Source organism: Sediminicoccus sp. KRV36, from assembly GCF_023243115.1.
Taxonomy (GTDB): Bacteria; Pseudomonadota; Alphaproteobacteria; order Acetobacterales; family Acetobacteraceae; genus Roseococcus.
Genome location: NZ_CP085081.1, coordinates 4,768,315 through 4,790,311, shown reverse-complemented (window position 1 = coordinate 4,790,311; position 21,997 = coordinate 4,768,315). Strand labels below are relative to the sequence as shown.

Here is a 21,997-nt window from a genome sequence, read left to right as displayed (position 1 = left end):
GACCACGCAATAGAAAGGGGGCCCATGAGACAGCAAAAGCCATTTGCAGCCCGGCCCTTACGCCTCATGGCGCTCAGTCTGCTGGCGTTTTTTCTGAGCCTGGGGACCAGCTTCGCCGTGCCGCCGCCCGCGCCTGGGGCCACCGAATGGCAGGCCTTCGTCCGGCGCTACCTCGGGCCGGAAGGCCGCGTGATCGACACCGCCAACCGCGGCATCTCGCACAGCGAGGGGCAGGGCTATGGCATGCTCTTCGCGGTGCATTTCGATGACCGCCCACGCTTTGACCTGATCTGGCAATGGACCCATCGGCATCTCTCGCGCGCGTCTGATCACCTTCATGCGTGGCGTTTCGAGCCCCATGCCGGCATCGGCGTGAGTGACAGCAACAACGCCACGGACGGCGACATCTTCATCGCCTGGGCGCTGTTGATGGCCTCGGAGCGATGGCAGTCCCCCGAATATGGCGCCGCGGCCCGCGGCATCGCGACCGATATCCTGCGCTGCTGCGTGAAGGAGGTGAATGGCCGCACGGTGATGCTGCCCGGGGCGCTCGGGTTCCAGGATGCCAGCGGGACCACCATCAACCTCTCCTACTACGCGTTTCCCGCATTGAGGGCGCTCTCCCGGGCTGTGCCCGATCCACGCTGGTCACGCCTCGAGCATGATGGGCTGGCCCTGGTGGAGCAGTCGGCCTTCGGACGGTGGCGGCTGCCACCGGATTGGCTTTTGTTGCCAGCCCATGGCGGACCGCCGACCCCGGCCACCCATTGGCCGGAGCGCTTCTCGTGGGACGCTCTTCGCGTACCGCTGAACCTTGCCTGGCAAGGCCACGCTGTGCCGATGCTCCACTCCGCCCATGCCTACTGGAGCGCATCCGCGCATCCGAGACGCCCGCCCGCCTGGGTTGATCTGCGCAGCGGCGAAATTGCCCCTTATCCCGGCCATGCCGGCATCCGGGCCGTGCATGCCCTGCTGCTGACCCGTCGCGGCGAAGATGCCGGCCGACCGATCGCGGTGGCGGAGGCGCCGGATTACTTTGCCGCCGCCCTCGTCCTGCAGAGCCGGATCGCGCCCCACATGCCGGCAGAAGCGCCCGCCTTGGCGCCTGAAGTCGCCACGGCCGATGCGCCATCCCAGTTTTCTCAACTGACCGAAGCGACAGAAGCAGCCTGGCAATGGTTCCGGCATTTCCACGGCCAAACGCAGGATCAGGCGGCGCCCGGGCAATTGGCCCGCGCCGACCGTCATCTTCCTGCGCAGGTTCGGGGTGTGCCACCAGGGCTGCACGGCCTGGCTCCGCCGCGATGAGTGCCACGCCGCGCCGCGCCGTCCTGGCGGGCATCCTGCCTGGTGCCTGGCTGGGGCGCGGCCGGGCGCAGACCCTGCACTCTGCTGAGGCCAATCTTCGGGTCATGGCCGTGGCGGAAAGCGTCCAGCAGTCAGCGGCCGTGTTGCACGACTTGCCGCTGGAGGCAGGTGCCGCCTTGCCCGGCCTGTCAATCCGTGTCGCCGACCTGTCCTCGATCACCAGCGAGTTGCAGCGGGAGGTCGCTGACGGGCTAACTGACACCGAGATCGTGCTGACCAACTTCGCTGGCTACGCGCTAGGTGCGATGCGGGACCTCTGGCAGCCATTGCCCGACAGTATGATCCAGGTGGCCCTGGCTGCGGCAACGCCCGTCGGGCTTCAGGTCCAGGCCGTGCTCGGCAACAGCGGCCTGGTGATCATGGCCGCCCCGGGAGGCCCGCTCCTGATCCACCATCCAACCCGCCTGGTCACGCCACCACGAACGCCGGCGGCGCTGCTCGATTATGCCCGGCAGAACCCGCAACGGTTCCAATATCCTCGCCCGGGGCAGTCCCGCTTCGGCCAGCTTTTCGTCAACGCGCTGCCCCATCTGCTGGGCGATCCTGACCCGCTCGACCCCCTGGCCGGCTGGCCACGCAGCTGGGAGTACCTGGCGGAGCTGGGACGCCATGTCGGCTATTATCCCAGCTCAGGCGGGGCTGCCCTGGAGGAGTTTGCCGAAGGCGGCAGTGACCTCATGCCCTGCGTCCTGAACAGCTATATCGGCGGCGTGACGATGGGCTCGCTGCCAGCCGATACGCGCGGCGTCCTGATGGAGGCTGGCCCCCTGCTCCCCAACAGCATCATCCTGGCCGTGCCACGCCCGGTGCCGCAGGAGCGCTTATCGGCCATCGCGGCGTACATGAACTTCATGCTGGCACCGACAATCCAGATGCGCGTCTTTGGGCGGGGCCTGGTGCCCAGCCATGCCGCGCGCGAGGCACTGCCCCCTGGCGCGGTCACCCCCGCGGACCTCCAGCGATGGACACAGGTGATGACGCCAGAGCTCGCGGAGACCATGACCAGCCGGCATACGGTGGCACCGCTGGCGCCGCGCGCATTGGCTGCCATGGTCCGGCGCTGGGATGAGAGCATCGGCGCACGGTTTGGAGAGGCGCCCTGAACCGGACGCGCCCTGAACCGGACGCGCGCTGACAGGCCTGCCGATCTGCTCAATGCCGGCCATCCCCCCCTCAGCGATCGCAGCTGTCACGCGGTGGACACCCGCGAGGGTAGCGTCGCCCGCAACGGTTTGGCCGGCGCAAGGGCAGTCTGATCGGCAGCGCGCGTCGTTTGCGTTGCCAGCTTGGCAAGATGCGGATCTGTTTGGTTGCGACATCCGCCGATGGCTCACCTCATCTGGCGGTAAAGTGCATCGCGCCCTCTCGCGCTCACTCGCCAGGAAACCGGGTTTCCTGGACCTTCGTTCTGCCGGGGCGCTGGCTCCTGCTTCAGAAATCCAGCCCGCGCTGCGCCTTGATGCCGGCCTGGAACGGGTGCTTCACCTCGCGGATATCCGAGACGAGGTCGGCGTAATCCATCACCTCCGGCTTCGCATCGCGCCCGGTCAGGATCACGCTGGTGCGCTGGGACCGCCCGGCCAGCGCCGCCAGCACCGCCTCCACGGTCAGATATTCGAATTGCAGCGCGATGTTGATCTCATCCAGCACGACCAGGTCATGCGCGCCGCTGGCCAGCATCTCCGCCGCGACGGCCAGGGCCGCGACGGCGGTTGCCGTATCGCGGCTGCGGTCCTGGGTGTCCCAGGTGAAGCCCTCGCCCATGGTGCGCCAGACCACCTGGTCCTCGTATTTGGCGAAGAACTGCTTCTCGCCGGTGGGCCAGTCGCCCTTGATGAACTGCACCACGCCCACGCTGTGGCCCCAGCCCAGCGCGCGGATGATCACGCCAAAGGCCGAGCTGGACTTGCCCTTGCCATTGCCGGTGTGAACGAAAACGAGGCCGCGATCCGGGTCGCCGGCTTCGATGATCTTGCGGCGCTGCTCGGCCTTCAGCGCCTGCATCGCGGCCTTGTGGGTGTCGTCGTCGGGCATGATGGGAATCTCCTGTCGGCGGTCAGATGGTCACGAACTCGCCAAAGGCGAGGGAGGCGGGCCAATCCTCGGCGCGATCGCCGGTGGCCAGCGCCGCCTTGATCACCCCGGCATGGGTCACCAGCAGGTGCCGCCCGGGCCGGGCGCGATGCTCGGCCAGGGCCGCATGGCTGCGCGCCCGCAGCTGCGCCACGGATTCACCGCCATGCGGGCGGGCCTGCAGGAAATCGGCCGCCCAGGCATCCAGCTCGGCGCGCGGGATGTCGTCCCAGGGCAGGCCCTCCCAGGCGCCGAAATCCATCTCGCGCAGGCGCGGGTCGAGCTGTACGGCACGCCCCCTTTGCGCGGCGATCGCTTCCGCCAGGAGCCGACAGCGGCGCAACGGGCTGCTGATCACGCCATCCAGCGCGGGCAGCCTGGCCATCAGCGCGGCCAGCGCCGCCTCATGCCCCTCGGCCAGGTCAAGGTCGGTGGCACCGTAGCAGATGCCCGGGCCGATGGCGGGCCGGAAATGCCGCATCAGCATCAAAGCCATGCCAGCAGCCCCAGGTAGAAGCCCAGCTCGCTCGCCTGCTGGACGGCCCCCAGGCAATCGCCGGTATAGCCGCCGAGCTTGCGTTCAAAGACCCGCCGCATGACGAGATGGCCCAGGCAAAGCCCGGCCAGCCCCAGCAGCAGCGCCGGCACCCCAAGGCCCCAGCCCAGCGCCGGCAGCAAGGCCAGCGCCGTGGCGCCGGCGATGCGCAGGCTGGCCCGGCTTACCCCATCGGCCACGGGCTTGGCGGTGCCGTGGTCGCGCACATAGCGGCTGCTGGCGATCACCAGCACGGCGGAAAAACGGCTGAGCGCATGGGCGCCGATCAGCGCCAGCACCACGGTCATGGCCGGCATCGCCGCCAGCGCGGCCGCCTTGAGCGCGAGTGCGAGGAGCAGCGCCACCGTGCCATAGGTGCCGATGCGGCTATCCTTCATGATCTCCAGCGCGCGTTCCCGCGTCAGGCCCCCGCCCACGCCATCGAACATGTCGGCCAGCCCGTCCTCATGGAAGGCGCCGGTGAGCGCGATGCCGGCCGCGATGCAGAGCAGCACGGCCACCGCCGGCGGCCAGACCAGCGCGGCCAGCGCATAGACACCAGCCGCGACGCCGCCGATCAGCGCGCCGATCAGGGGGTAATAGCGCGTCGCCGCCGTCAGCCGTTCCGGCGTGAAAACATCGCTGGCCGGGACCGGAACGCGCGTCAGGAACTGCACGCCGAGCAGGAAGATGGCCCATTCCTCCCGGAGCGGGGCTTGCCTCATGCCGGGCCGCTCACCGCGGCGCTTTCAAAGCTGGCCATCTCGTTCAGCATGGCGGCGCTGGCGCGCAGCAGCGGCCAGGCCAGCAGCGCGCCCGAGCCCTCGCCCAGCCGCAGGCCGAGATCCAGCAGCGGCTCGGCCCCCAGGGCCGCCAGCAGCGCCGCATGCCCCTGCTCGGCCGAGCGATGGGCGAAGACCAGGTGGCCGCGGATCGCCGGCGCCATGTCGAGCGCCACGCATGCGGCGGCCGAGGCGATGAAGCCATCCACCAGCACCAGGCGGCGCATCGCGGCGGCACCCAGCATGGCGCCGGCCATGGCGGCGATTTCGAAGCCGCCATACTCCATCAGCGCCGTGACCCCATCCAGGCGGGGCGCCGTGCGGGCGGCGGCCCGCGTCAGGATCGCCGTCTTGCGGGCCAGCCCCGCCGCATCCAGCCCCGTGCCCCGCCCGACCAGCCCCTCCAGCGCGCCACCGCTGAGCTTATGCGCCAGCAGCGCAGCCGCGGAGGTATTGCCGATGCCCATCTCACCCAGGCAGAGCGCGTCGAAATCCCCCTCCCGGGCCAGGGCGCGGCCCGTCTCCAGGGCGGCGTCGCACTCGGCCCGCGTCATCGCCGGGCCATGCAGCGCATTCGCCGTGCCGGGCCCGATGCGGCGGGAGACCAGCCGTTCATCCGTGATCGGCGGCCCCGCCACCCCGCAATCCACCACGGCGACGGGGATGCCCGCCTGCCGCGCGAAGACATTGGCCGCCGCCCCGCCCGCCAGGAAATTCAGCACCATCTGGCGCGTCACTGCCTGCGGATAGGCCGAGACCCCCTCCGTTGCGATGCCGTGATCCCCGGCAAAGAGGATCAGGCGGCAGCTTTCCATGCGCGGCGCCAGGCTGCCCTGCGCGCGGGCGATCTGCGCCGCCAGCGCCTCGATGCGGCCCAGCGCGCCGCGAGGCTTGGTCTTGCCGTCAATCCGCGCCTGGAGGGCGGCTTCGAAATCATGCGAGGGGGTATTCATGGCCATGGGCGCCCTTCAAGGCGGTTCCGCGCCGCATGTCCACCTTGGGCCTCCGGCGGAACCCTGCTATCCGCCCCCGCATGCGCGCTCTCCAACTCCTCGCCGACCGTGACCTCCGCCTGATGGAGATTCCGCCCCCGCCGCCGCCCGGCCCGGGCGAGGTGCAGCTCGCGATGCGGGCGGTGGCGCTGAACCATATTGACGTCTGGGGCTGGCGCGGCATGGCATTCGCCAAGCGGGACCTGCCCATCAGCGTCGGCGCCGAAGGCGTGGGCGAAGTGGCGGCCCTGGGTGAGGGTGTGACGGGCCTCGTCATCGGGCAGATGGCCGTCCCCTATGGCGGGCTGACCTGCGGCACCTGCAAGGAATGCCTGCGCGGGCGCGACAATCTCTGCGAAAACGTGAAGGGCATTCGCGGCTTCCACGCCGATGGCTTCGCGCGCGGGCTGATCAACATCCCCGCCCGGCTTTGCGTGCCCGTGCCGGCGGGTGTGACGGCCGAGGATGCGGCCTGTGCCGGCATCACCTTCTCCACCGTGCAGCACATGCTCTTCGACAATGCGAAGCTGGAGCCGGGCGAGACGGTGCTGGTGCATGCCGCGGGCTCGGGCATCGGCACGGTCGCGGTGCGCATGGCCAAGGCCATCGGCTGCACCGTGATCGGCACGGTGGGCGATGAATTCAAGGCGGAGAAGGCGCGCGCCGAAGGGGCGGATTACGTGGTGAACTACAACACCGACCGCTTCGAAAGTGTCGCCCGCCGCGTCACCGGCAAGCGCGGCGTGGATGTGGTGTTCGAGCATGTGGGGGCCGCCACCTGGGCGGGCTCCCTGCTTTCGCTGAAGATGGGCGGGCGGCTGGTCACCTGCGGCAGCACCAGCGGTGTGTCGGCCGAGACCAACCTGATGATGATCTTCCAACGGCAATTGCGCATCCAGGGCAGCTTCGGCGCCACCCTGCGCAACATCGCCGAGGGGCTGGAGAAGATGGCGAACGGCGTGCGCCCCGTGCTGGATACGGTGCTGCCGATGGAGCGTTTCGAGGAAGGCCTCGCGCGGCTGGAAGCGCGCAACGTCTTCGGAAAGATCGTCATCCGGCTGTGAAGCGCCTACAGCGGATCGGGGAATGGCTGGTCGCCTGGCTCTCGCGCCGGGTGTTTGGCGCCTTGCGCCTGCTGGGGCCGGATCGCGCCTCCAACCTGGGCGCCTGGCTGGCGCCGAAGATCGGCCCCTGGCTGCCGCATCACCGCTTTGCCATGGAGAATCTCCGCCTCGCCTTCCCGGAGAAGAACGAAGCCGAGCGCCAGGCCATCGCCCGCCAATCCTGGGCCAATCTGGGCCGCACGGTCTGCGAATACCCGCATCTGGACGTGCTCTATGATGGCGATGGCCGGCGCGTGGAATCGGATGACGCGACCAAGGCGCGCTTCGCCGCGATCCGGGAGGGGGGCCGGCCCGTGCTGATCTTCGGCGCGCATCTGGGCAATTGGGAATTGCCCGCCGTCATCGCCCATGCCTTTGGCCAGCGCGCGGCGCTGCTTTATCGCACGCCGAACAATCCCTTCATCGCGGCCGATATCGTGAAGATGCGGGCACCCATCATGGGCGAGTTGATTCCCGCCGGGCTGTCCGCGCCGATCCGCATGGCGCAGGCGGTGGACCAGGGCATCAACCTGGGCATGCTGGTGGATCAGCGCTTTGGCCGTGGGCCGCGCGTGCCCTTCTTTGGCCATCCCGTCGCGGCCAATCCCTTCATCGCGCGGCTGGCGCGGCGCTTCGAGGCGCCGGTGCATGGCATGCGGGCGATCCGGCTGCCAGGGAACCGCTTTCGCCTGGAACTGACCGCGCCCCTGGAACTGCCGCGCGATGCCGCCGGCAAGATCGACGTCGAGGCGGCGACGGCGATGATCAATCAGGTCATCGAGGGCTGGGTGCGCGAAGAACCCGGCCAATGGCTATGGATGCATCGGCGCTGGCGCCCCTGAACAGGGAAACCGGGCCGCACCCCGCCTGAACCGGTCAGGAGGGGCGTGGCCGACAGTCTCAGTACATGTGCTGGCCGCCATTGATGGACAGGGTGGAGCCGGTCACGAAATCCGCTTCATCCGCCGTCAGGAAGACCACGCCGCGGGCGATATCCTCGGCCGTGCCCAGGCGGCCACGGGGAATGCGCGCGATGATCTTTTCCAGCACATCGGCCGGCACGGCGCGCACCATCTCGGTATCCACATAGCCGGGGGCGATGGCGTTCACGGTGATCTGGTTGCGCGCACCTTCCTGCGCCAGGGCCTTGGTGAAGCCATGGATGCCGGATTTGGCGGCGGCGTAGTTCACCTGGCCCAATTGCCCGGCCTGGCCATTCACCGAACCGATATTCACGATGCGGCCGAATTTCGCCGCACTCATGCCATCCCACACGGCCTTGCACATGTTGTAGCAGGAGCCGAGGTTGGTATCGATCACGTCATCCCACATCTGCCGCGTCAGCTTGCGCATCATCGCATCGCGCGTGATGCCGGCATTGTTGACGAGGATCTCGATCGGGCCGTGCTCGGCCTGGATCTTCGCGACGGCCGCGACGCAGGCATCGAAGTCGGAGACGTCGAACTTCACGCAGGGGATGCCCGTGCGCTCGGTGAAGGCGGCGGCCGCGGCGTCATTGCCGGCATAGCTTGCCACCACCTTGCGGCCGGCGGCCTTCAGCCCCTCGCTGATCGCGGCGCCAATGCCCCGCTGCCCGCCCGTCACCAATGCCACTCGTGCCATATGCAGCCCTCCCTGGGATCTGTTTCCTTGTGGCGGATGATTGGGCCGCCAGCCTTGACCTGTAACAAAAGCCGCCCGGCGGCGCTACGGAAACCGTGGCGCTACTTCCGGCGCAGCTGGAACAGGGCCTGCTGTCCGAATAAGTTCGCAAGCCGCACGGAACGCCGCCATGGCGCCTTCAGGCCGCGCTCATCCACGGCCAGCCAACGCTCGATCACGTAGCCTTCCATCTCAGCGAGGGCGAAGAAATCCTTGATCGTGCAGGGGTGGATATTGGGCGTCTCATACCAGGGGCGGGACCAGGTCTCGGTGTCCGGCATGCGGCCCTGCAACAGCAGCTTCCAGCGCACCTCCCAATGGCCGAAATTCGGGAAGCTGACGATGGCGTGGTGGCCGATGCGCAGCATCTGGCGCAGCACCTCGCGCGGTTGTTCCACCGCCTGCAGCGTGCGGCTCAGCACCACATAGTCGAAAGCGCCATCCGGGTAGAAGGCGAGGTCATTATCGGCATCGCCGTGAATGACGGCGAGGCCCTGGGCCACCGCCTCCGTCGCCTCGCGCATGTCGATCTCGATGCCGCGCGCATCCACATTCTTGTCGGCCGCCAGATGCGCCATCAGCGCGCCATCGCCACAGCCGATATCGAGCATGCGGACCCCCTCGGGGATCATCTCCGCGATGAGCCTGAGGTCGAGGCGCATGTTCTTCGCGACATACTGGATCGCGTCGTTCCGCATCAGCGCCGCTCCATCCAGAGGTCATCCTCGGTCCAGCCGAGGGCCGCGAATTCCGGCGCGCGCAGATGCGCTTCCCCCCAGCAGTAGAATTCATCCAGCTGCGGCGCCGCGCGTCCCAGCATTCCATGCGCCTGGCCGCGATGATGGATCTGGTGCTGGAACAGGTGCAGCAGCAGGCGGTCCGCGCGCTCACGCTGAACGCGATGCCCGCGCTGCACCTCGATGATGCGGGAGAGGTCAGCCTCGTCCAGCGCGTCGCACCAGGCGATCAGGCGCTGATCCACGGCGGATTGCGCGGCTTGCAGGCTGGGCACGTCCTGGCAGGGCTCGCGCTCGGCCCAGGCGGCGGGGCCCAGCGTGCCGCCCTCCAGCGCATCCACGTAGAAGTGGTCCACGATCAGGATGTGGTTCAGCGTGGCGCGCAGCGAGGGGAAGAAACCGACCCGCGTGGCGATGAATTCTGGCTGGCTGAGGGCGGCGCAGGCCGCCAGCAGCCGGTGATTGGCCCAGGCATTGTTGCGCGCCTGGGCGCGCATCAGCAGCGCGCCGCTCATGCGCCCAACCTCATACGCCCACCCTCATACACCGAGCGCCGCCGCTGCGCCGGCCAGGAAACCGCCCAGCGCGCGATGGAATTCCGGCTCATCCAGCAGGAAGGCGTCATGCCCCTTGTCGGTCGTGATCTCGACGAAGCTGACGCGCGCGGCGGCCGCGTTCAGCGCGCGCACCAGGGCGCGGCTCTCGCTGGTGGGGAACAGCCAGTCGGAGGAAAAACTCGCCACGAAGAAGCGCGTGGGCGTGTTCTGGAAAGCGCGGGCCACGCTGCCATGCTCATTCGCGAGGTCGAAATAATCCATGGCGCGGGTGATGGTCAGGTAGGAATTGGCATCGAAGCGGCGGACGAAGCTGCTGCCCTGGTGGCGCAGATAGCTTTCCACCTGGAACACATCCTCAAGGAAGGTCAGGGCACTCGCCCCTTGCAGGCGGCGGCCGAATTTGCGGGTCAGCGCCGCCTCGGAGAGGTAGGTGATATGCGCCACCATGCGCGCGACGGAGAGGCCCTGGGCCGGGATGCGCCCATCCTCCCAGTAGCGGCCGCCCTTCCAGTCCGGATCGGAATGGATGGCGGCGCGGCCCACCTCATGGAAGGCGATGTTCTGGGCGGAGTGATGCGTGGCGCAGGCGATCGGTGCGGCGGCGAAGACGGTCTCAGGATAGGTGGCCGCCCATTCCAGCACCTGCATGCCGCCCATGGAGCCGCCGATCACCGCCAGCAGCCGGGTGATGCCCAAATGATCGATCAGCTTCTTCTGGGCGCGCACCATGTCGCGGATCGTCACGGTGGGGAAATCCGTGCCCCAGGGGCGGCCCTGAGGGATGCCGTTCTCGTCCGTCATTTCCTCACGCGGGCCAGTCGAGCCCATGCAGCCGCCCAGCACATTGGCGCAGATCACGAAGAAGCGGTTGGTATCCACCGGCTTGCCGGGGCCAATGATGGCATCCCACCAGCCTTCCTTGCCGGTTACCGGCTGGCGCTCGGCCACATATTGATCGCCGGTCAGGGCGTGGGTGACCAGGATGGCGTTGCTGCGCGCGGCATTCAGCGTGCCGTAGCTGCGCCAGGCCACGGCCAGCGGGCGGATCACGGCGCCGCAATCCAGCGTCAGCCCCTCCGGCAGGACCGCGCGCTGGTGTTCAACCTCCGGGAAAGGGGCAATCTCGTTCATCCAGGGCGAGAGATAGTGCCTGCCTTCCCAACGGGCAACTTGGCGTAATCGCCGGGCACGGCTATGCGTCTGACACCCATGTCCGATACAAAACCCGACCCCGAGGCGCTGGAGGCGCTGCGCGCCGAGATCGACAGCCTCGACGACGCGATGCATGACCTGTTGATGCGCCGCGCGGAGGTGGTGCAACGCCTGAGCGCCAGCCAGGCCAAGCCGGCGGGAACCGTGCTGCGCCCGGGGCGTGAGGCCGCGATTCTCCGCCGCCTGCTGGCCCGCCATGCCGGGGCGCTGCCGCGCACGGCGCTGGTGCGGTTCTGGCGGGAGTTGTTTGCCAGCTCCATCGCCCAGCAGAGCAATTTCACGGTCTCCCTGCCGGCCGATCCCGCCCTGGCCCGGCTGGCCGCCGAGCATTTCGGCGTCTCCACGCCGCAGCGCCAGCATCCCTCGCTGGGGGCGGCGCTGGCGGCCCTGGGCGGGCGCGACGCCACCATCGCCGTGCTGCCCTGGCCGCGCGAGAGCGATAATCGCGCGGAGGAGTGGTGGACCCGCTTCGACGCGCAGCACCTCTCCGTCATCGCCCGGCTGCCCTTCGTGAGCGAGCGCGAGCCGCCCCTGGAAGCTGCCGTGATCGGCCTGCACCCGGCTGACCCCTCGGGCCGGGATGCGACGCTGATGCGCATCGAATTGCCGGGTGAGCCGAGCCGCTCCGCACTCGCCGCCCATTGCGGCTCCGCCCGCGTGCTGATCATGCGGCGCGAGGCGGGCTTCACCCGCGCGCTGGTCGAGACGCTGGAGGCACCGCCCCCCGGCGCCATCGTGCTGGGCCGCTATGCCATTCCCTCCCGTGGGCCCGAAGCTGGAACCCGAACGCCATGAACGCGCTGCTGCCCCGCCCGTCCATCCTCTCGATCGAGCCCTATGTGGGCGGCGAATCGAAGATCCCGGGCGTGAACCGCATCATCAAGCTCAGCAGCAATGAGGGCGCCTTCGGCCCGCCGCCCATGGCGCAGGAGGCGATCATCGCTTCCGCGCGCGATGCGCATCGCTACCCCGATGGGGGGGCGACGAAGCTGCGCGAGGCGATCGGCCAGAAATTCGGCCTGGACCCGGCGCGGATCGTCTGCGGCAATGGCTCCGATGAGCTGATCGCCTATCTCATCCTCGCCTATGGCGGCGAGGGCACGGAACTCATCATGCCCGCGCATGGCTTCGTCATGTATGACCTGACCGGCCGCTATGCCGGCTGCCGCGTCATCAAGGTGCCGGAGAAGAACCTGGTCGCGGATGTGGATGCGATGCTGGCCGCGGTCGGGCCGCGCACCAAGCTCGTCTGCCTGGTCAATCCGAACAACCCGACCGGCGCCCTGCTGCCGCAAAGCGAGGTGAAGCGCCTGCGCGCCGGGCTGCGCGATGACATCCTGCTGATCCTGGATGCCGCCTATGCCGAATACGTGACGGACCCCGATTACGATCCCGGCCAGGCGCTGGTGGATGCCTCGGGCAATACAGTGATGACGCGCACTTTCAGCAAGATCTTCGGCCTCGGCGGGCTGCGCCTGGGCTGGGCCTATATGCCGCCTGTGGTGGCCGATGTGCTGGCGCGCATCCGCGGCCCCTTCAACGTGAACGCCACCGCCATGGCCGCCGGCATCGCCGCCCTGGCCGAGCCCGGCTGGATCGAGCGCAGCGTCGCGCATAACGAGGAATGGCGCGCGAGGACGGTGGCGGCGCTCCAGGCGGCGGGCATCAAGGCCTGGCCCAGCGCCTGCAACTTCATCCTCGCCGATTTCGAGGATGCGGCGCGCGCGAAAGCGGCCGATGCCAGCCTGCGCGCGCGCGGCATCATCGTGCGCGGCGTGGGCAGCTACAGCCTGCCGACCTGCCTGCGCATCACCATCGGCACGGCCGAGGAATGCGCCATGGTGACCGAGGCGCTGACGCAATTCATGCGCGAAGTGAATGTTTAGCGCCTCCAAACGCCGGGCGCGGCCGCCGGCCGCTGGGCTTCGATGCGCTGAAGCAGGCCGCCGGGCCGGGCTGGCCCGGGTGCATCGCACCCCGTGACCGAACCGCTTTTCAACCGCCTCTGCCTGATCGGCGCGGGGCTGATCGGCGGTTCCATCGCGCGGCGCAACCGCGAAGGGCATGCCCTGGCGCGCGAGGTCGTCGTCACCGCGCATAGCCAGGCGACGCGCGACCGCGTGCGGGAACTCGGCTTCGCCGACCGCGTCGAGGATGACCTGGCCGAGGCGGTGCGGGATGCGGATGCGGTGATCTTCTGCGTCCCCGTCGGCGTCTATGCGCAGGTGATGGCGCAGGTGGCGCCGCATCTGAAGCCGGGCGCCATCCTGACCGATGTGGGCTCCACCAAGGGCTCCGTCATCCGGGACCTGACGCCGCTGCTGCCGGCGGGCGTGCATCTCGTGCCCGCGCATCCCATGGCGGGCACCGAATATTCCGGCCCGGATGCGGGCTTCCCGACCTTGTTCGAGGGCCGCTACGTCATCGTCACGCCGACCGAGGCCACGGACCCGGCGGCGGTGGAGCAGGTGCGCGAATTCTGGCGCCGCTGCGGCTCGATGATCGAGACCATGGACCCCACCACGCATGACAAGGTGGTGGCCATCGTCAGCCACCTGCCGCACCTCATCGCCTTCACCATCTGCGGCACGGCCGACGACCTCTCGGAGGAAACCCGCGAGAGCGTGCTGAAATTTGCCGCCTCCGGCTTTCGCGACTTCACGCGCATCGCCGGCAGTGACGTGAACATGTGGCGCGACGTGTTTCTCAACAACCGCGAGGCGGTGCTGGAAATGCTGGCCCGCTTCACCGAGGACGCCCAGGCCTTCGGCCGCGCCATACGCTGGGGCGAGGCCGGCTTCATCGAGGACCGCATCAAGCGCGGCCGGAAAATCCGCCACAGCCTGATCGAGCGCAAGCAGGCCTGAGGCTGACCAACGGCAGGTGGGCTCGAAGTTGGGCCTCCGGCGGCTGGGGCCATGGGCCCCAGACCCCTTGCATTTTCATTGGTTCCGTGACGCGGGGGATGGGCGCCGAGGGATGGGGTCTGGGGCCCATGGCCCCAGCCGCCGGAGGCCACTTTACGCCCAGCCCGGGCCGCCTATTGCGCCAGGAAAGCGCGTTCTTCCTCGCCCACCGGCTGCGCCATGGCGCGTTCCAGCACTTCCCAGATGATCACGCGCGGCGGCGCCTCGCGGAAGGTGGCGCCGGCGAAGTAGCTGCGCGCGGCCCCCGCGAAACCGCCGCCCGCCTGGGCCAGGTTGGTCACGGCCGCCCCCAGCGCCTCCTGCAGGAAGCCATGGAAATTGGCGTTCAATGAATAGGAGGAGCCGATCAGCGCCACTTGCGGCGAGGCTTCATCATCCAGCAGCCCGCCCGTGGCCGGCGCGGGCGCCGTGGTGGTGGCCAGGTGCTGGCGGTCCGGTGCGGGGCGCCAGCCATCGGGCATGATGTCCAGCCCCATCAGGCGCAGCAGATCCCCCGGGCCATTGGTTTCCTCGGCGGCGAAGCGGGTGGTGAAACCGCCCGGCCGGTCGAAATTCAGGCCGCGCGCGGCCTCGGCGATGCGGGTGGCGGCCAGGGCCGCGCCCTCCTGGTTCCAATGCGTGTCGGTCCGCCAATAGGCGGGGCGCTGGGCGGCCAGGGCACGCAGCGGCTCCAGCAGCGGGATGGGCGTGATGCCGCCGGCGCGGAAGGCGGTGACCAGCTCCGCATGGCGCTCCGCCGCCTGGGCCGAGAGCGGCGCGCCGCAGAGCTGCTCGGCCTGCACCCGCGCCTTGTCGGGCACGATGGCAACGAGGAGGGTGATGTTCTGCGCCGCCAGCCGCTCACGGATGCGGGCCAGGCCGGCCACGCGCTCGGCCATGGCAGCCGCGGCATCGGGCCAGGGGCGAAGCTCCTCGGTCAGGAACAGCCAGTCGTTGCAGCCGACCCGCACCTGCGGCCCGCCCGAGTTGAACAGCCGCCAGCGGAAGAAGCCGCCCGCCGCCCGCACATAGGGGTCCACCGGCAGGTTGTGCGCCATGACGTAGTTCACCGCGGCGGCGAAACGCCCGGCCAGGAAGGCCTCCATCGTCAGCGTCGGCCGCAGCCTTTGCTGCGCGGGGGCCGAGTTGATCGCGGCAACACCCTGCCAGGCGCCCCAGCCCAGGATGGCGATGATCACCACCGCCTGCAGGGTCGCCATCCGCTTGATCCAGTTCTCGATCATCGGCTGCTCCTCAGAACTGGAAATAGAGGAAGGGAACGGCGGCGCGGCTGTAGAGCAGGACCATCCCCAGGATGAACCCCGCGGTCGGCGCCCAGAACCAGCACAGGCGCCAGAAGCCGCCCATCGCCTCCACCGGCCGCTGCCAGGGCAGCCGGCTGCCAAGGAGCGGCAGATAGACCAGCACCACGCCGATCAGCACGCACCACCATTGATCCGGCGTGACCTGCCAGGCCAGCGCATCGGAGAGGGCGATGCTGGAGGGCAGGAACATCGCCCCATACATGGCAAAGGCGCTGGTCACGTCATGCGCGCGGAAAGCGACCCAGCCGAGGATCACCGCCAGCATCAGCAAGGCATTGCCAAGGATGAAGGGCATCGGCCCATTGCCGGCCCCGCGCCAGTAGCGATGCAGCGCCAGCAGCCCGCCATGCCAGAAGCCCCAGAGGATGAAGGTCCAGTTGGCGCCATGCCAGAACCCGCCGATCACCATGGTCATCAGCAGGTTCACATAGGTGCGGATCGGGCCTTTGCGGTTGCCGCCGAGCGAGATGTAGAGGTAGTCGCGCAGGAAGCGGCTCAGCGTCATGTGCCAGCGCTGCCAGAATTCCTGGATGTTCCCCGAGAGATAGGGGTTGTTGAAATTCTCCGGGAAGCGGAAGGCGCACATCTGCGCCAGCCCGATCGCCATGGCCGAATAGCCGGCGAAATCGAAGAACAATTGCAGCGTGTAGCCGATGGCCCCGGCCCAGGCATCCGCCATGGAGGGGTTGGGCAGCGCATAGACCACATCCACCATGGGGGCGATCGTATCGGCGATCAGCACCTTCATGCAGAAGCCGATCATGAAGCGGCGCGCCCCCAGGCCGAATTTCTCCCAGGTATGAACGCGGTGCTTCAGGTCATGCTCGATCTCGGCGTAGCGCACGATGGGGCCGGCGATGAGCTGGCTGAAAATGGCCTTGTAGGCCGCGTAAGCCACGAAGTTGCGGCTGACCGGCACATCCTTCCGCCAGACGTCAATCAGGTAGCTGACCGATTGCAGCACATAGAAACTCAGGCCGATGGGCAGGATGATTTCGGCCCAGGGTGTCGGCGTGAGGCCCAGCGCGGTGACGAGCTGGTTGAAGCTCTGCACGCCGAAATTCGCGTATTTGAAATAGGCCAGCACACCGAGATTGCCGACCAGGCCGACCATCATCCAGCGAAACCTGGAATCCGAGGCTTCCTCCGCCGCGTTCACCCTGAGGGCGACGAAGAAGGTGAAAAGGGTGACACCGCCCAGCAGCGCCAGGAAATCCACGCGCCACCAGGCATAGAAGGCCCAGGACAGGAGCAGGATGGTCCAGTTCCGAAACCGCGCCGGCGTCAGGAAATATAGGACGAAGAACAGCGGCAGGAACAGAAAGAGGAATTCGAAGGAGGCGAAGATCATGCGGCAGTCTCCCGGCGCGGATTCCGGCCGGCGCACGGGCTCGGCGGGGCGGCTTTGCCATGCGTCGCGCTGCCCATGAATGTCCCTCGATTCGTCTGAAGCGGAAGATTCGCCTTAGCATCGGCGCAAATCGTTTCGCAATGGCCGGGGCCACGCCGCGTCAGGCTTTCACCCGTGCCAGCAATGCCCGCCGATGCGGCGCCGAAGCCCGCGCCGCCGCACGCTCCATCGCGCGGAATTCCCGGATCACATCGAGCCCCGCCTCCGTCAGCCGCGCCCCGCCACCACGGGCGCCGCCCGGGCTTGCGGCCACCACGGGTGCTGCCAGCAGCGTGTTGAGCTGATCCACCAATTCCCAGGCGCGCTTGTAGCTCATCCCCAGGGCGCGGCCGGCCGCCGAGATCGAGCCTTCACGGCCGATGGCCTCCAGCAGGGCGATCTTGCCCGGGCCGATGCGGCCACCGGGCACATCAAGCCGCAGGCTGAGCCTTGCGCCATCCTTGGGGGGCACCCGGCTCATCCCGGCCGCGCATGGTCAAAGGCGACCGATTTCACCAAGGCCCAAACCGGCTGGCCGGGCACCAGCCGCAACCGCTCCACCGCATCACGCGTGACGCGGGCGAGCAGCGCCGTGTCACCCAGCGCCTGGCCATCCAGCGCCAGATGCAGGAACACCTCATGCGGGGAGGCGGTGGGCGTGATGGCGGTGAGCGTGGCGGGCAGGATATTCTGCACGGAAAGCCCCTCGGGCGGCTGCAAGGCCACCGCCACATCGCGCGCACGCAGCCGGACGCGCAGCCTGGTGCCAGGGTTGGCGTGTTGCAGCGGCACAAGCAGCTGCCCGCCGGCGAAATCCAGCCGGGTCAACCCGCGCGCCGGGTCATGCGCCGCCACCCGTGCCGCGATCAGCACGCCCGCATCCCGCCGCGCGGCCAGCGGCAGGTCGGTCCGCGCGGTCAATTCCTCCAGCCCGCCGCTGGCAAGCACGCGCCCCGCCTCGATCAGCACCAGGTGATCGGCCAGGGCGTCCACCTCCTCCAGCGCATGCGTCACATAGAGGATGGGCAGCCCGGCCTTGGCGCGCAGCCGGGCCAGGAAGGGCAGGATCTCGGCCCGGCGTGGCGCATCCAGCGCGGCCAGCGGCTCATCCATCAGCAGCAGGCGCGGGCGCATCAGCAGGGCGCGGCCCAGTGCCACGCGCTGCCGCTCGCCACCCGAAAGCCGCGCGGGCCGGCGGCCCAGCAGGCCCGCGATGCCGAGCAGATCCACCACCTCCTCGAAGCCGGGGCCCTCCGCGCCGCGCGGGGCACGGCGGAGGCCGTAGCGCAGATTGCTCTCCACGCTCAGATGCGGGAACAGCCGCGCATCCTGGAACACCAGGCCACAGCGCCGCCGCTCGGCCGGCAGGGCGATGCCGCGCGCGGTATCGAGCAGCATGGCGCCATCCAGCGACACCCGGCCCGCATCGGGGCGCATCAGGCCAGCGACGGCGTTCAGGATGGTGCTCTTGCCGCAGCCCGAGGGGCCGAAAATCGCCGTCACGCCGCGCGGCGCGGCCGAAAACGCGACATCCAGCGCGAAGCCCCCGGCAGAGCCTGGCCCGAAGCGATGGCGCAGTGCGACCTCCAGCATCAGAAACGCCCGAGCCAGAGATGCATGCGCCGGGCGATCAACTCGGCCAGCAGCAAGCCGCCCATGGCGAGGGTGAAGGAGATCAGCGCCAGTCGTGCGGCCATGCCCTCGCCGCCCGGGGTTTGCGTCGCGCTGTAGATCGCCAGCGGCAGGGTCTGCGTCTCGCCCGGGATGTTGGAGGCGAAGGTGATGACCGCGCCGAATTCGCCCAGCCCCGCCGCAAAGGCCGTGACCGCGCCGGCCAGGATGCCGGGGGACATGAGCGGCAGCGTGATGGTCAGGAAGCGGTCCAGCCGGCCCGCCCCCAGCGTTCGCGCCGCCGCCTCCAGGCCGGGGTCCACCTGCTCCAGCCCCAGGCGCACCGCGCGCACGATGAGCGGAAAGGACATGACGGCGGTGGCGAGCGCCGCGCCTTCAGTGGTGAAGACCAGGCGAATGCCGAACCAGTCATGCAGCGGCGCGCCGATCGGCCCGCGAATGCCGAAGAGCATCAGCAGCCCCCAGCCCACCACCACCGGCGGCACCACCAGCGGCAGATGCACCAGCGCATCCAGCAGGAAGCGCCCCGCAAAGCGCCGCCGGGTCAGCAGCCAGGCGATCCCGATGGCCGGCAGCAGCGAAACCAGCACCGAGCGCGCGGCGACATCGAGGCTGAGGCGGATCGCCTGCCATTCCTCGGGCGTCAGGCCCATCACGCGGGCCGCCTCAACGCGGCGCCGTGAAGCCGTGGCGCTGCCAGAGCGGCATCGCCTCGGCCCCGGTCAGGAAGGCGAGCAGGGCGCGCGCCGCGGCATTTCCTTCGGCGCGGCGGGTCAGGGCGAAGGGATAGGTGATGGGCGGGTGGCTCTCGGGTGGGAAGCTGCCCACCACCCGCACGCCCGGCGCGGCCAGCGCATCCGTGGCATAGACGATGCCGAGCGGCACTTCGCCGCGTTCCACCAGCAGCAGCGCGGCGCGCACATTTTCGGCGCGGGCCAGGCGCGGGGCCAGCGCCTCCCATTGGCCCATCCATTCCAGCGCGGCCTGGGCGTAGCGCCCGGCGGGCACATGCGCCGGGTCCCCCATGGCGAGCCGCCCGCGCGGGCCGAGCCGCGCCGCGAGATCGGTTCCGCGCTGCAGGACGATAGGCGCCGCGCCATCGGCCGGCGCCACCAGCACCAGCGCATTGCCCAGGGCGCTGCTGCGCGTGGCCTCCACGATCAGCCCGCGCGCGGCCAGGACATCCATCCAGGGCTCATCGGCGCTGAGAAACAGATCAGCCGGCGCCCCCTGCTCGATCTGCCGCGCCAGCGCCGAGGAGGCCGCGAAGGACAGCCGGGGCGCCGGGTTGCCCTGGGCGGCCCAATCCCGCGCCACCGCGCGCAACCCATCCTGCAGCGAGGCCGCGGCAAAGATCGTCACCGGTGCGGCCCCCGCAGGCGGCGGGGCCGCCGCGGCGGCGGGAATCATGGCGAGCAGCGGGAGGGCGCGGCGGTGCATCCGACCCTTCTAGGGCAGCCGCGCGCTATATTCCATCGGGGATAGCGGTTTTCACCGGGAGCTGGCGCGGCTGGTGAAAAGCCCGCGCGATGGCATCGAGGGGCCAGCCCCTCGAGCTCCCCGGCAGGAAACTTGTTTCCTGCACCTTCATTCGGGGGTTCATGCGATCGAAAATGGACGAAACCGGGTTTCCTGGTGGGGTTGGCCGCGAAGCGGAGTCAAGGCGAGCGGGCGAAGCGCCTTCGTTCATCAGCCGCCTGCCAGAGGTTGTTCCGTTCGCAAGGGCTTACGACACAACCTCTGGCCCATTGATTTCGGAGCAGCTCCATCCGTCCAAACGATCCCGTTTGAACGGATGATGCTCTAAGAAACCTTCATCACCTCCGCCGGATTGGCGCGCGGATCGCGCGGCCCCCAGCGCCCGGCTTCCACCATCGCCAGGAATTCCGCGAGGTGCAGGTTGAACAGCGCCGGCTCCTCCAGGTTCAGCGTGTGGCCGGTCTTGGGCAGGACGACCAGGCCGCAGGCCGGGATCACACGCTTCAGGTAGAGCGCCGGCTGCAGGCAATGATCATCCTCATCACCCACCATCACCAGCGTGGGGAGTGCCATGGCGCGGAATCCGGCTTCCAGGTCATGCAGCGAGGGCCGCCGCGCCTGCACACCCCGCATGGTGAGGGCCGAGCCCTGGCTGCTGTGCTCGCCCAGCTGGGTCGCGAATTCCGCCCAGCCGCGCGGGTCCTTGTTGAGAAACTGCACACGCGATGCGCCCATCGCGTAGGTCTTGGCGAATTCGGCGGCACCGCGCGTCTCGAACCCCTCGGCCACGGCGAGGGAGACGCTGCGGAAGTAATCCTCAAAGGCCTTTTCCGCGCCATAGCCGGCCCCGGCGGCGACGATGGAATGCGCGCGCTCGGGGTGGTTCAGCCCCAGATGCAGCGCGCAGAAGCCGCCCATGGACAGCCCCACCACATGCGCCTTCGCGATGCCCAGCGCATCCAGCACGGCCACCGCATCCGCCACCGCGATGGCCTGGCTGTAGCGCGCCACCTCCCCCGGCACATCGGAGGGCGGATAGCCGCGCGCGGCGAAGGTGATGCAGCGGTGGCGGCGCGCGAAATGCCGCAGCTGCGGCTCCCAGCTGCGATGGTCGCCGCCGAATTCATGGATGAACAGGATGGGGCTACCCTCCCCGCTTTCCTCCACCCAGAGCCGGACGCCGTCGGGGGCCGTGACATGGGGCATCGCGCCCTCCTCTCAGATGATGCTGCCGCGCGCGGCAATGCCGCCATCAATGGTGACGATGGTGCCGGTGATGTAGCCGGCGCGCGGGCTGGCGAGAAACAGCGTGAGATCCGCCACCTCCTCGGCCGTGGCGGGGCGCTTGCCGGGGTATTTGTCGAACAGCTCCTCCCAGCGGCTTTCATCGCCATGCCAGTCCAGCGCGCGGCGCTTCATGATCTTTACCATGCGCTCGGTCGCCACCGGGCCGGGATTGATGCCCACCACCCGCACGCCATGGTCGAGCGAGACGGCGCCGAGCGCCTTGGTGAAGGCCATCAGCGAGGCATTGCCGGAGGAGCCGGCGATGTAGCGCGCGTCGAAATTCTCGCCGCTATTGCCGATATCGTTGATGATCACGCCATGGCCGCGCGCCTTCATCCGCGCCCAATAGGCGCGCGTCAGGCTGATATAGCCGAAGACCTTGAGGTCCCAGCCACGGCGCCAGGCCGCGTCATCCACCGCTTCGAGATCGCCGGCCGGAATATCGCCCGCATTGTTCACCAGGATGTCCACTTCGCCCGCCGCCTCCGCCAGGGCGCGCATGGCCGTGTCATCGCTCAGGCTGCCGACATGGAGCGTCACGCGCACATCATGCGTGGCGGTGATCTCGGCCCGCGCCGCCTCCAGCAATGCGCCGGAGCGCGCGGCCAGGTGCAGGTCACAGCCCTGGGCCGCGAAGCCGCGCGCGCAGGCGAGGCCGATGCCCTTCGAGGCACCGGTGATGAGCACGGTCTTGCCGCGCAGTCGGAGGTCCATGGCGTGATTCTTCCCGGAATGGCCCGGGAAGCGTAGCAAGCGCCGTGCCGCGCGAGCAGGCGGCTGATGAACGAGAGGGCTTTGCCCTCAAGCACCGTCTCCGCTTCGCGGCCAACCCCACCAGGAAACCCGGTGTCCTGGATCTGCGATCGCATAACCCCCGAATGAAGGTGCAGGAAACCGTGAAAACCACGCAGGTTTTCACCCTGCCGGGGAGCTCGAGGGGCTGGCCCCTCGACCCCA

At 69.0% G+C, this 21,997-nt stretch carries 23 protein-coding genes; 7 read left to right on the top strand and 16 right to left on the bottom strand.

Annotated features, from left to right (window positions below):
- Positions 1 to 66 precede the first annotated feature (66 nt).
- Together LHU95_RS22755 and LHU95_RS22750 are read left to right on the top strand one after the other, a co-directional pair.
- On the top strand, positions 67 to 1,308 hold the full coding sequence (locus tag LHU95_RS22755; RefSeq protein ID WP_248709237.1) for a glycosyl hydrolase family 8: 1,242 nt from the start codon (positions 67 to 69) through the stop codon (positions 1,306 to 1,308).
- Positions 1,305 to 2,471 (top strand): extracellular solute-binding protein, encoded by a 1,167-nt coding sequence (locus tag LHU95_RS22750; protein WP_248709236.1) that lies wholly within the window; start codon positions 1,305 to 1,307, stop codon positions 2,469 to 2,471. The genes LHU95_RS22755 and LHU95_RS22750 overlap by 4 nt, the downstream gene beginning before the upstream one ends.
- 328 nt (positions 2,472 to 2,799) lie before the next feature.
- Here LHU95_RS22750 and cobO read toward each other — a convergent pair whose 3' ends face one another.
- Genes cobO through cobT form a run of 4 tightly spaced genes read right to left on the bottom strand, consistent with a single transcriptional unit; the run spans position 2,800 to position 5,717 of the window.
- Positions 2,800 to 3,402 (bottom strand): cob(I)yrinic acid a,c-diamide adenosyltransferase, encoded by a 603-nt coding sequence (cobO, locus tag LHU95_RS22745; protein ID WP_248709235.1) that lies wholly within the window; start codon positions 3,400 to 3,402, stop codon positions 2,800 to 2,802.
- 22 nt (positions 3,403 to 3,424) lie between these two features.
- Positions 3,425 to 3,937 (bottom strand): histidine phosphatase family protein, encoded by a 513-nt coding sequence (locus LHU95_RS22740; protein WP_248709234.1) that lies wholly within the window; start codon positions 3,935 to 3,937, stop codon positions 3,425 to 3,427.
- Positions 3,928 to 4,701, bottom strand: a complete 774-nt coding sequence (locus LHU95_RS22735; protein WP_248709233.1) for an adenosylcobinamide-GDP ribazoletransferase — start codon at positions 4,699 to 4,701, stop codon at positions 3,928 to 3,930. The genes LHU95_RS22740 and LHU95_RS22735 overlap by 10 nt, the downstream gene beginning before the upstream one ends.
- Positions 4,698 to 5,717, bottom strand: a complete 1,020-nt coding sequence (gene cobT, locus LHU95_RS22730; RefSeq protein ID WP_248709232.1) for a nicotinate-nucleotide--dimethylbenzimidazole phosphoribosyltransferase — start codon at positions 5,715 to 5,717, stop codon at positions 4,698 to 4,700. The genes LHU95_RS22735 and cobT overlap by 4 nt, the downstream gene beginning before the upstream one ends.
- Positions 5,718 to 5,791: 74 nt before the next feature.
- Between cobT and LHU95_RS22725 the strand changes: the two genes are divergently transcribed.
- Positions 5,792 to 6,814, top strand: a complete 1,023-nt coding sequence (locus tag LHU95_RS22725; RefSeq protein WP_248709231.1) for a zinc-binding dehydrogenase — start codon at positions 5,792 to 5,794, stop codon at positions 6,812 to 6,814.
- Complete coding sequence (locus tag LHU95_RS22720; RefSeq protein ID WP_248709230.1) at positions 6,811 to 7,695, top strand: lipid A biosynthesis lauroyl acyltransferase; 885 nt, start codon at positions 6,811 to 6,813, stop codon at positions 7,693 to 7,695. The genes LHU95_RS22725 and LHU95_RS22720 overlap by 4 nt, the downstream gene beginning before the upstream one ends.
- A 58-nt stretch (positions 7,696 to 7,753) precedes the next feature.
- On the opposite strand, the gene phbB is transcribed toward LHU95_RS22720, so the two are convergent.
- The 4 genes from phbB to LHU95_RS22700 all read right to left on the bottom strand — a co-directional run bounded on the left by phbB (position 7,754) and on the right by LHU95_RS22700 (position 10,940).
- Complete coding sequence (gene phbB, locus LHU95_RS22715) at positions 7,754 to 8,476, bottom strand: acetoacetyl-CoA reductase (RefSeq protein ID WP_248709229.1); 723 nt, start codon at positions 8,474 to 8,476, stop codon at positions 7,754 to 7,756.
- 101 nt (positions 8,477 to 8,577) lie between these two features.
- A complete protein-coding gene (gene metW / locus LHU95_RS22710; protein WP_248711607.1) occupies positions 8,578 to 9,177 on the bottom strand; it encodes a methionine biosynthesis protein MetW in 600 nt (199 codons plus the stop codon).
- A 35-nt stretch (positions 9,178 to 9,212) separates the two neighbouring features.
- Positions 9,213 to 9,767, bottom strand: a complete 555-nt coding sequence (locus LHU95_RS22705; RefSeq protein ID WP_248709228.1) for a DinB family protein — start codon at positions 9,765 to 9,767, stop codon at positions 9,213 to 9,215.
- 24 nt (positions 9,768 to 9,791) lie between these two features.
- Entirely contained in the window at positions 9,792 to 10,940 is a 1,149-nt protein-coding gene (locus tag LHU95_RS22700) for a homoserine O-acetyltransferase (protein WP_248709227.1), read from the bottom strand.
- 78 nt (positions 10,941 to 11,018) lie between these two features.
- Between LHU95_RS22700 and LHU95_RS22695 the strand changes: the two genes are divergently transcribed.
- From LHU95_RS22695 to LHU95_RS22685, 3 genes are all read left to right on the top strand, one after another.
- A complete protein-coding gene (locus LHU95_RS22695; protein WP_248709226.1) occupies positions 11,019 to 11,816 on the top strand; it encodes a chorismate mutase in 798 nt (265 codons plus the stop codon).
- A complete protein-coding gene (gene hisC, locus LHU95_RS22690; RefSeq protein WP_248709225.1) occupies positions 11,813 to 12,907 on the top strand; it encodes a histidinol-phosphate transaminase in 1,095 nt (364 codons plus the stop codon). Before LHU95_RS22695 ends, hisC begins: the two co-directional genes overlap by 4 nt.
- Positions 12,908 to 13,000: 93 nt before the next feature.
- On the top strand, positions 13,001 to 13,888 hold the full coding sequence (locus LHU95_RS22685; protein ID WP_248709224.1) for a prephenate/arogenate dehydrogenase family protein: 888 nt from the start codon (positions 13,001 to 13,003) through the stop codon (positions 13,886 to 13,888).
- A 173-nt stretch (positions 13,889 to 14,061) separates the two neighbouring features.
- Here the strand turns inward: LHU95_RS22685 and LHU95_RS22680 are convergent, their stop codons facing one another.
- The 8 genes from LHU95_RS22680 to LHU95_RS22645 form a co-directional block, all read right to left on the bottom strand.
- Positions 14,062 to 15,171 carry a cell division protein FtsQ gene (locus LHU95_RS22680; protein ID WP_248709223.1) on the bottom strand — a complete coding sequence of 370 codons (1,110 nt, stop codon included), beginning with the start codon at positions 15,169 to 15,171 and terminating at the stop codon, positions 14,062 to 14,064.
- A 10-nt stretch (positions 15,172 to 15,181) separates the two neighbouring features.
- The gene (locus tag LHU95_RS22675) at positions 15,182 to 16,603 is read right to left on the bottom strand and encodes an MBOAT family protein (protein WP_248709222.1); all 1,422 of its coding nucleotides are present in this window, start codon (positions 16,601 to 16,603) and stop codon (positions 15,182 to 15,184) included.
- A gap of 160 nt (positions 16,604 to 16,763) precedes the next feature.
- Positions 16,764 to 17,123: a LysR family transcriptional regulator gene (locus tag LHU95_RS22670; RefSeq protein ID WP_248709221.1), complete on the bottom strand. Its 360-nt coding sequence runs from the start codon at positions 17,121 to 17,123 to the stop codon at positions 16,764 to 16,766.
- Positions 17,120 to 18,235, bottom strand: a complete 1,116-nt coding sequence (modC, locus tag LHU95_RS22665; protein WP_248709220.1) for a molybdenum ABC transporter ATP-binding protein — start codon at positions 18,233 to 18,235, stop codon at positions 17,120 to 17,122. The genes LHU95_RS22670 and modC overlap by 4 nt, the downstream gene beginning before the upstream one ends.
- Positions 18,235 to 18,927, bottom strand: coding sequence for a molybdate ABC transporter permease subunit (modB, locus tag LHU95_RS22660; RefSeq protein WP_248711606.1), 693 nt, complete (start codon positions 18,925 to 18,927; stop codon positions 18,235 to 18,237). Before modB ends, modC begins: the two co-directional genes overlap by 1 nt.
- Before the next feature lie 13 nt (positions 18,928 to 18,940).
- A complete protein-coding gene (gene modA / locus LHU95_RS22655) occupies positions 18,941 to 19,714 on the bottom strand; it encodes a molybdate ABC transporter substrate-binding protein (RefSeq protein ID WP_248709219.1) in 774 nt (257 codons plus the stop codon).
- A 363-nt stretch (positions 19,715 to 20,077) separates the two neighbouring features.
- On the bottom strand, positions 20,078 to 20,959 hold the full coding sequence (locus LHU95_RS22650) for an alpha/beta hydrolase (RefSeq protein ID WP_248709218.1): 882 nt from the start codon (positions 20,957 to 20,959) through the stop codon (positions 20,078 to 20,080).
- A gap of 12 nt (positions 20,960 to 20,971) precedes the next feature.
- Positions 20,972 to 21,754 carry an SDR family oxidoreductase gene (locus LHU95_RS22645; RefSeq protein WP_248709217.1) on the bottom strand — a complete coding sequence of 261 codons (783 nt, stop codon included), beginning with the start codon at positions 21,752 to 21,754 and terminating at the stop codon, positions 20,972 to 20,974.
- Positions 21,755 to 21,997: the final 243 nt, after the last annotated feature.

Bases quoted from the DNA above. Each gene is read 5' to 3' on its own strand.
- LHU95_RS22755 (WP_248709237.1), top strand. From the start codon at position 67: ATGGCGCTCAGTCTGCTGGCGTTTTTTCTGAGCCTGGGGACCAGCTTC.
- LHU95_RS22750 (WP_248709236.1), top strand. From the start codon at position 1,305: ATGAGTGCCACGCCGCGCCGCGCCGTCCTGGCGGGCATCCTGCCTGGT.
- cobO (WP_248709235.1), bottom strand. From the start codon at position 3,402: ATGCCCGACGACGACACCCACAAGGCCGCGATGCAGGCGCTGAAGGCC.
- LHU95_RS22740 (WP_248709234.1), bottom strand. From the start codon at position 3,937: ATGGCTTTGATGCTGATGCGGCATTTCCGGCCCGCCATCGGCCCGGGC.
- LHU95_RS22735 (WP_248709233.1), bottom strand. From the start codon at position 4,701: ATGAGGCAAGCCCCGCTCCGGGAGGAATGGGCCATCTTCCTGCTCGGC.
- cobT (WP_248709232.1), bottom strand. From the start codon at position 5,717: ATGGCCATGAATACCCCCTCGCATGATTTCGAAGCCGCCCTCCAGGCG.
- LHU95_RS22725 (WP_248709231.1), top strand. From the start codon at position 5,792: ATGCGCGCTCTCCAACTCCTCGCCGACCGTGACCTCCGCCTGATGGAG.
- phbB (WP_248709229.1), bottom strand. From the start codon at position 8,476: ATGGCACGAGTGGCATTGGTGACGGGCGGGCAGCGGGGCATTGGCGCC.
- metW (WP_248711607.1), bottom strand. From the start codon at position 9,177: ATGCGCCTCGACCTCAGGCTCATCGCGGAGATGATCCCCGAGGGGGTC.
- LHU95_RS22705 (WP_248709228.1), bottom strand. From the start codon at position 9,767: ATGAGCGGCGCGCTGCTGATGCGCGCCCAGGCGCGCAACAATGCCTGG.
- LHU95_RS22700 (WP_248709227.1), bottom strand. From the start codon at position 10,940: ATGAACGAGATTGCCCCTTTCCCGGAGGTTGAACACCAGCGCGCGGTC.
- LHU95_RS22695 (WP_248709226.1), top strand. From the start codon at position 11,019: ATGTCCGATACAAAACCCGACCCCGAGGCGCTGGAGGCGCTGCGCGCC.
- hisC (WP_248709225.1), top strand. From the start codon at position 11,813: ATGAACGCGCTGCTGCCCCGCCCGTCCATCCTCTCGATCGAGCCCTAT.
- LHU95_RS22680 (WP_248709223.1), bottom strand. From the start codon at position 15,171: ATGATCGAGAACTGGATCAAGCGGATGGCGACCCTGCAGGCGGTGGTG.
- LHU95_RS22675 (WP_248709222.1), bottom strand. From the start codon at position 16,603: ATGATCTTCGCCTCCTTCGAATTCCTCTTTCTGTTCCTGCCGCTGTTC.
- LHU95_RS22670 (WP_248709221.1), bottom strand. From the start codon at position 17,123: ATGAGCCGGGTGCCCCCCAAGGATGGCGCAAGGCTCAGCCTGCGGCTT.
- modC (WP_248709220.1), bottom strand. From the start codon at position 18,235: ATGCTGGAGGTCGCACTGCGCCATCGCTTCGGGCCAGGCTCTGCCGGG.
- modB (WP_248711606.1), bottom strand. From the start codon at position 18,927: ATGGGCCTGACGCCCGAGGAATGGCAGGCGATCCGCCTCAGCCTCGAT.
- modA (WP_248709219.1), bottom strand. From the start codon at position 19,714: ATGCACCGCCGCGCCCTCCCGCTGCTCGCCATGATTCCCGCCGCCGCG.
- LHU95_RS22650 (WP_248709218.1), bottom strand. From the start codon at position 20,959: ATGCCCCATGTCACGGCCCCCGACGGCGTCCGGCTCTGGGTGGAGGAA.
- LHU95_RS22645 (WP_248709217.1), bottom strand. From the start codon at position 21,754: ATGGACCTCCGACTGCGCGGCAAGACCGTGCTCATCACCGGTGCCTCG.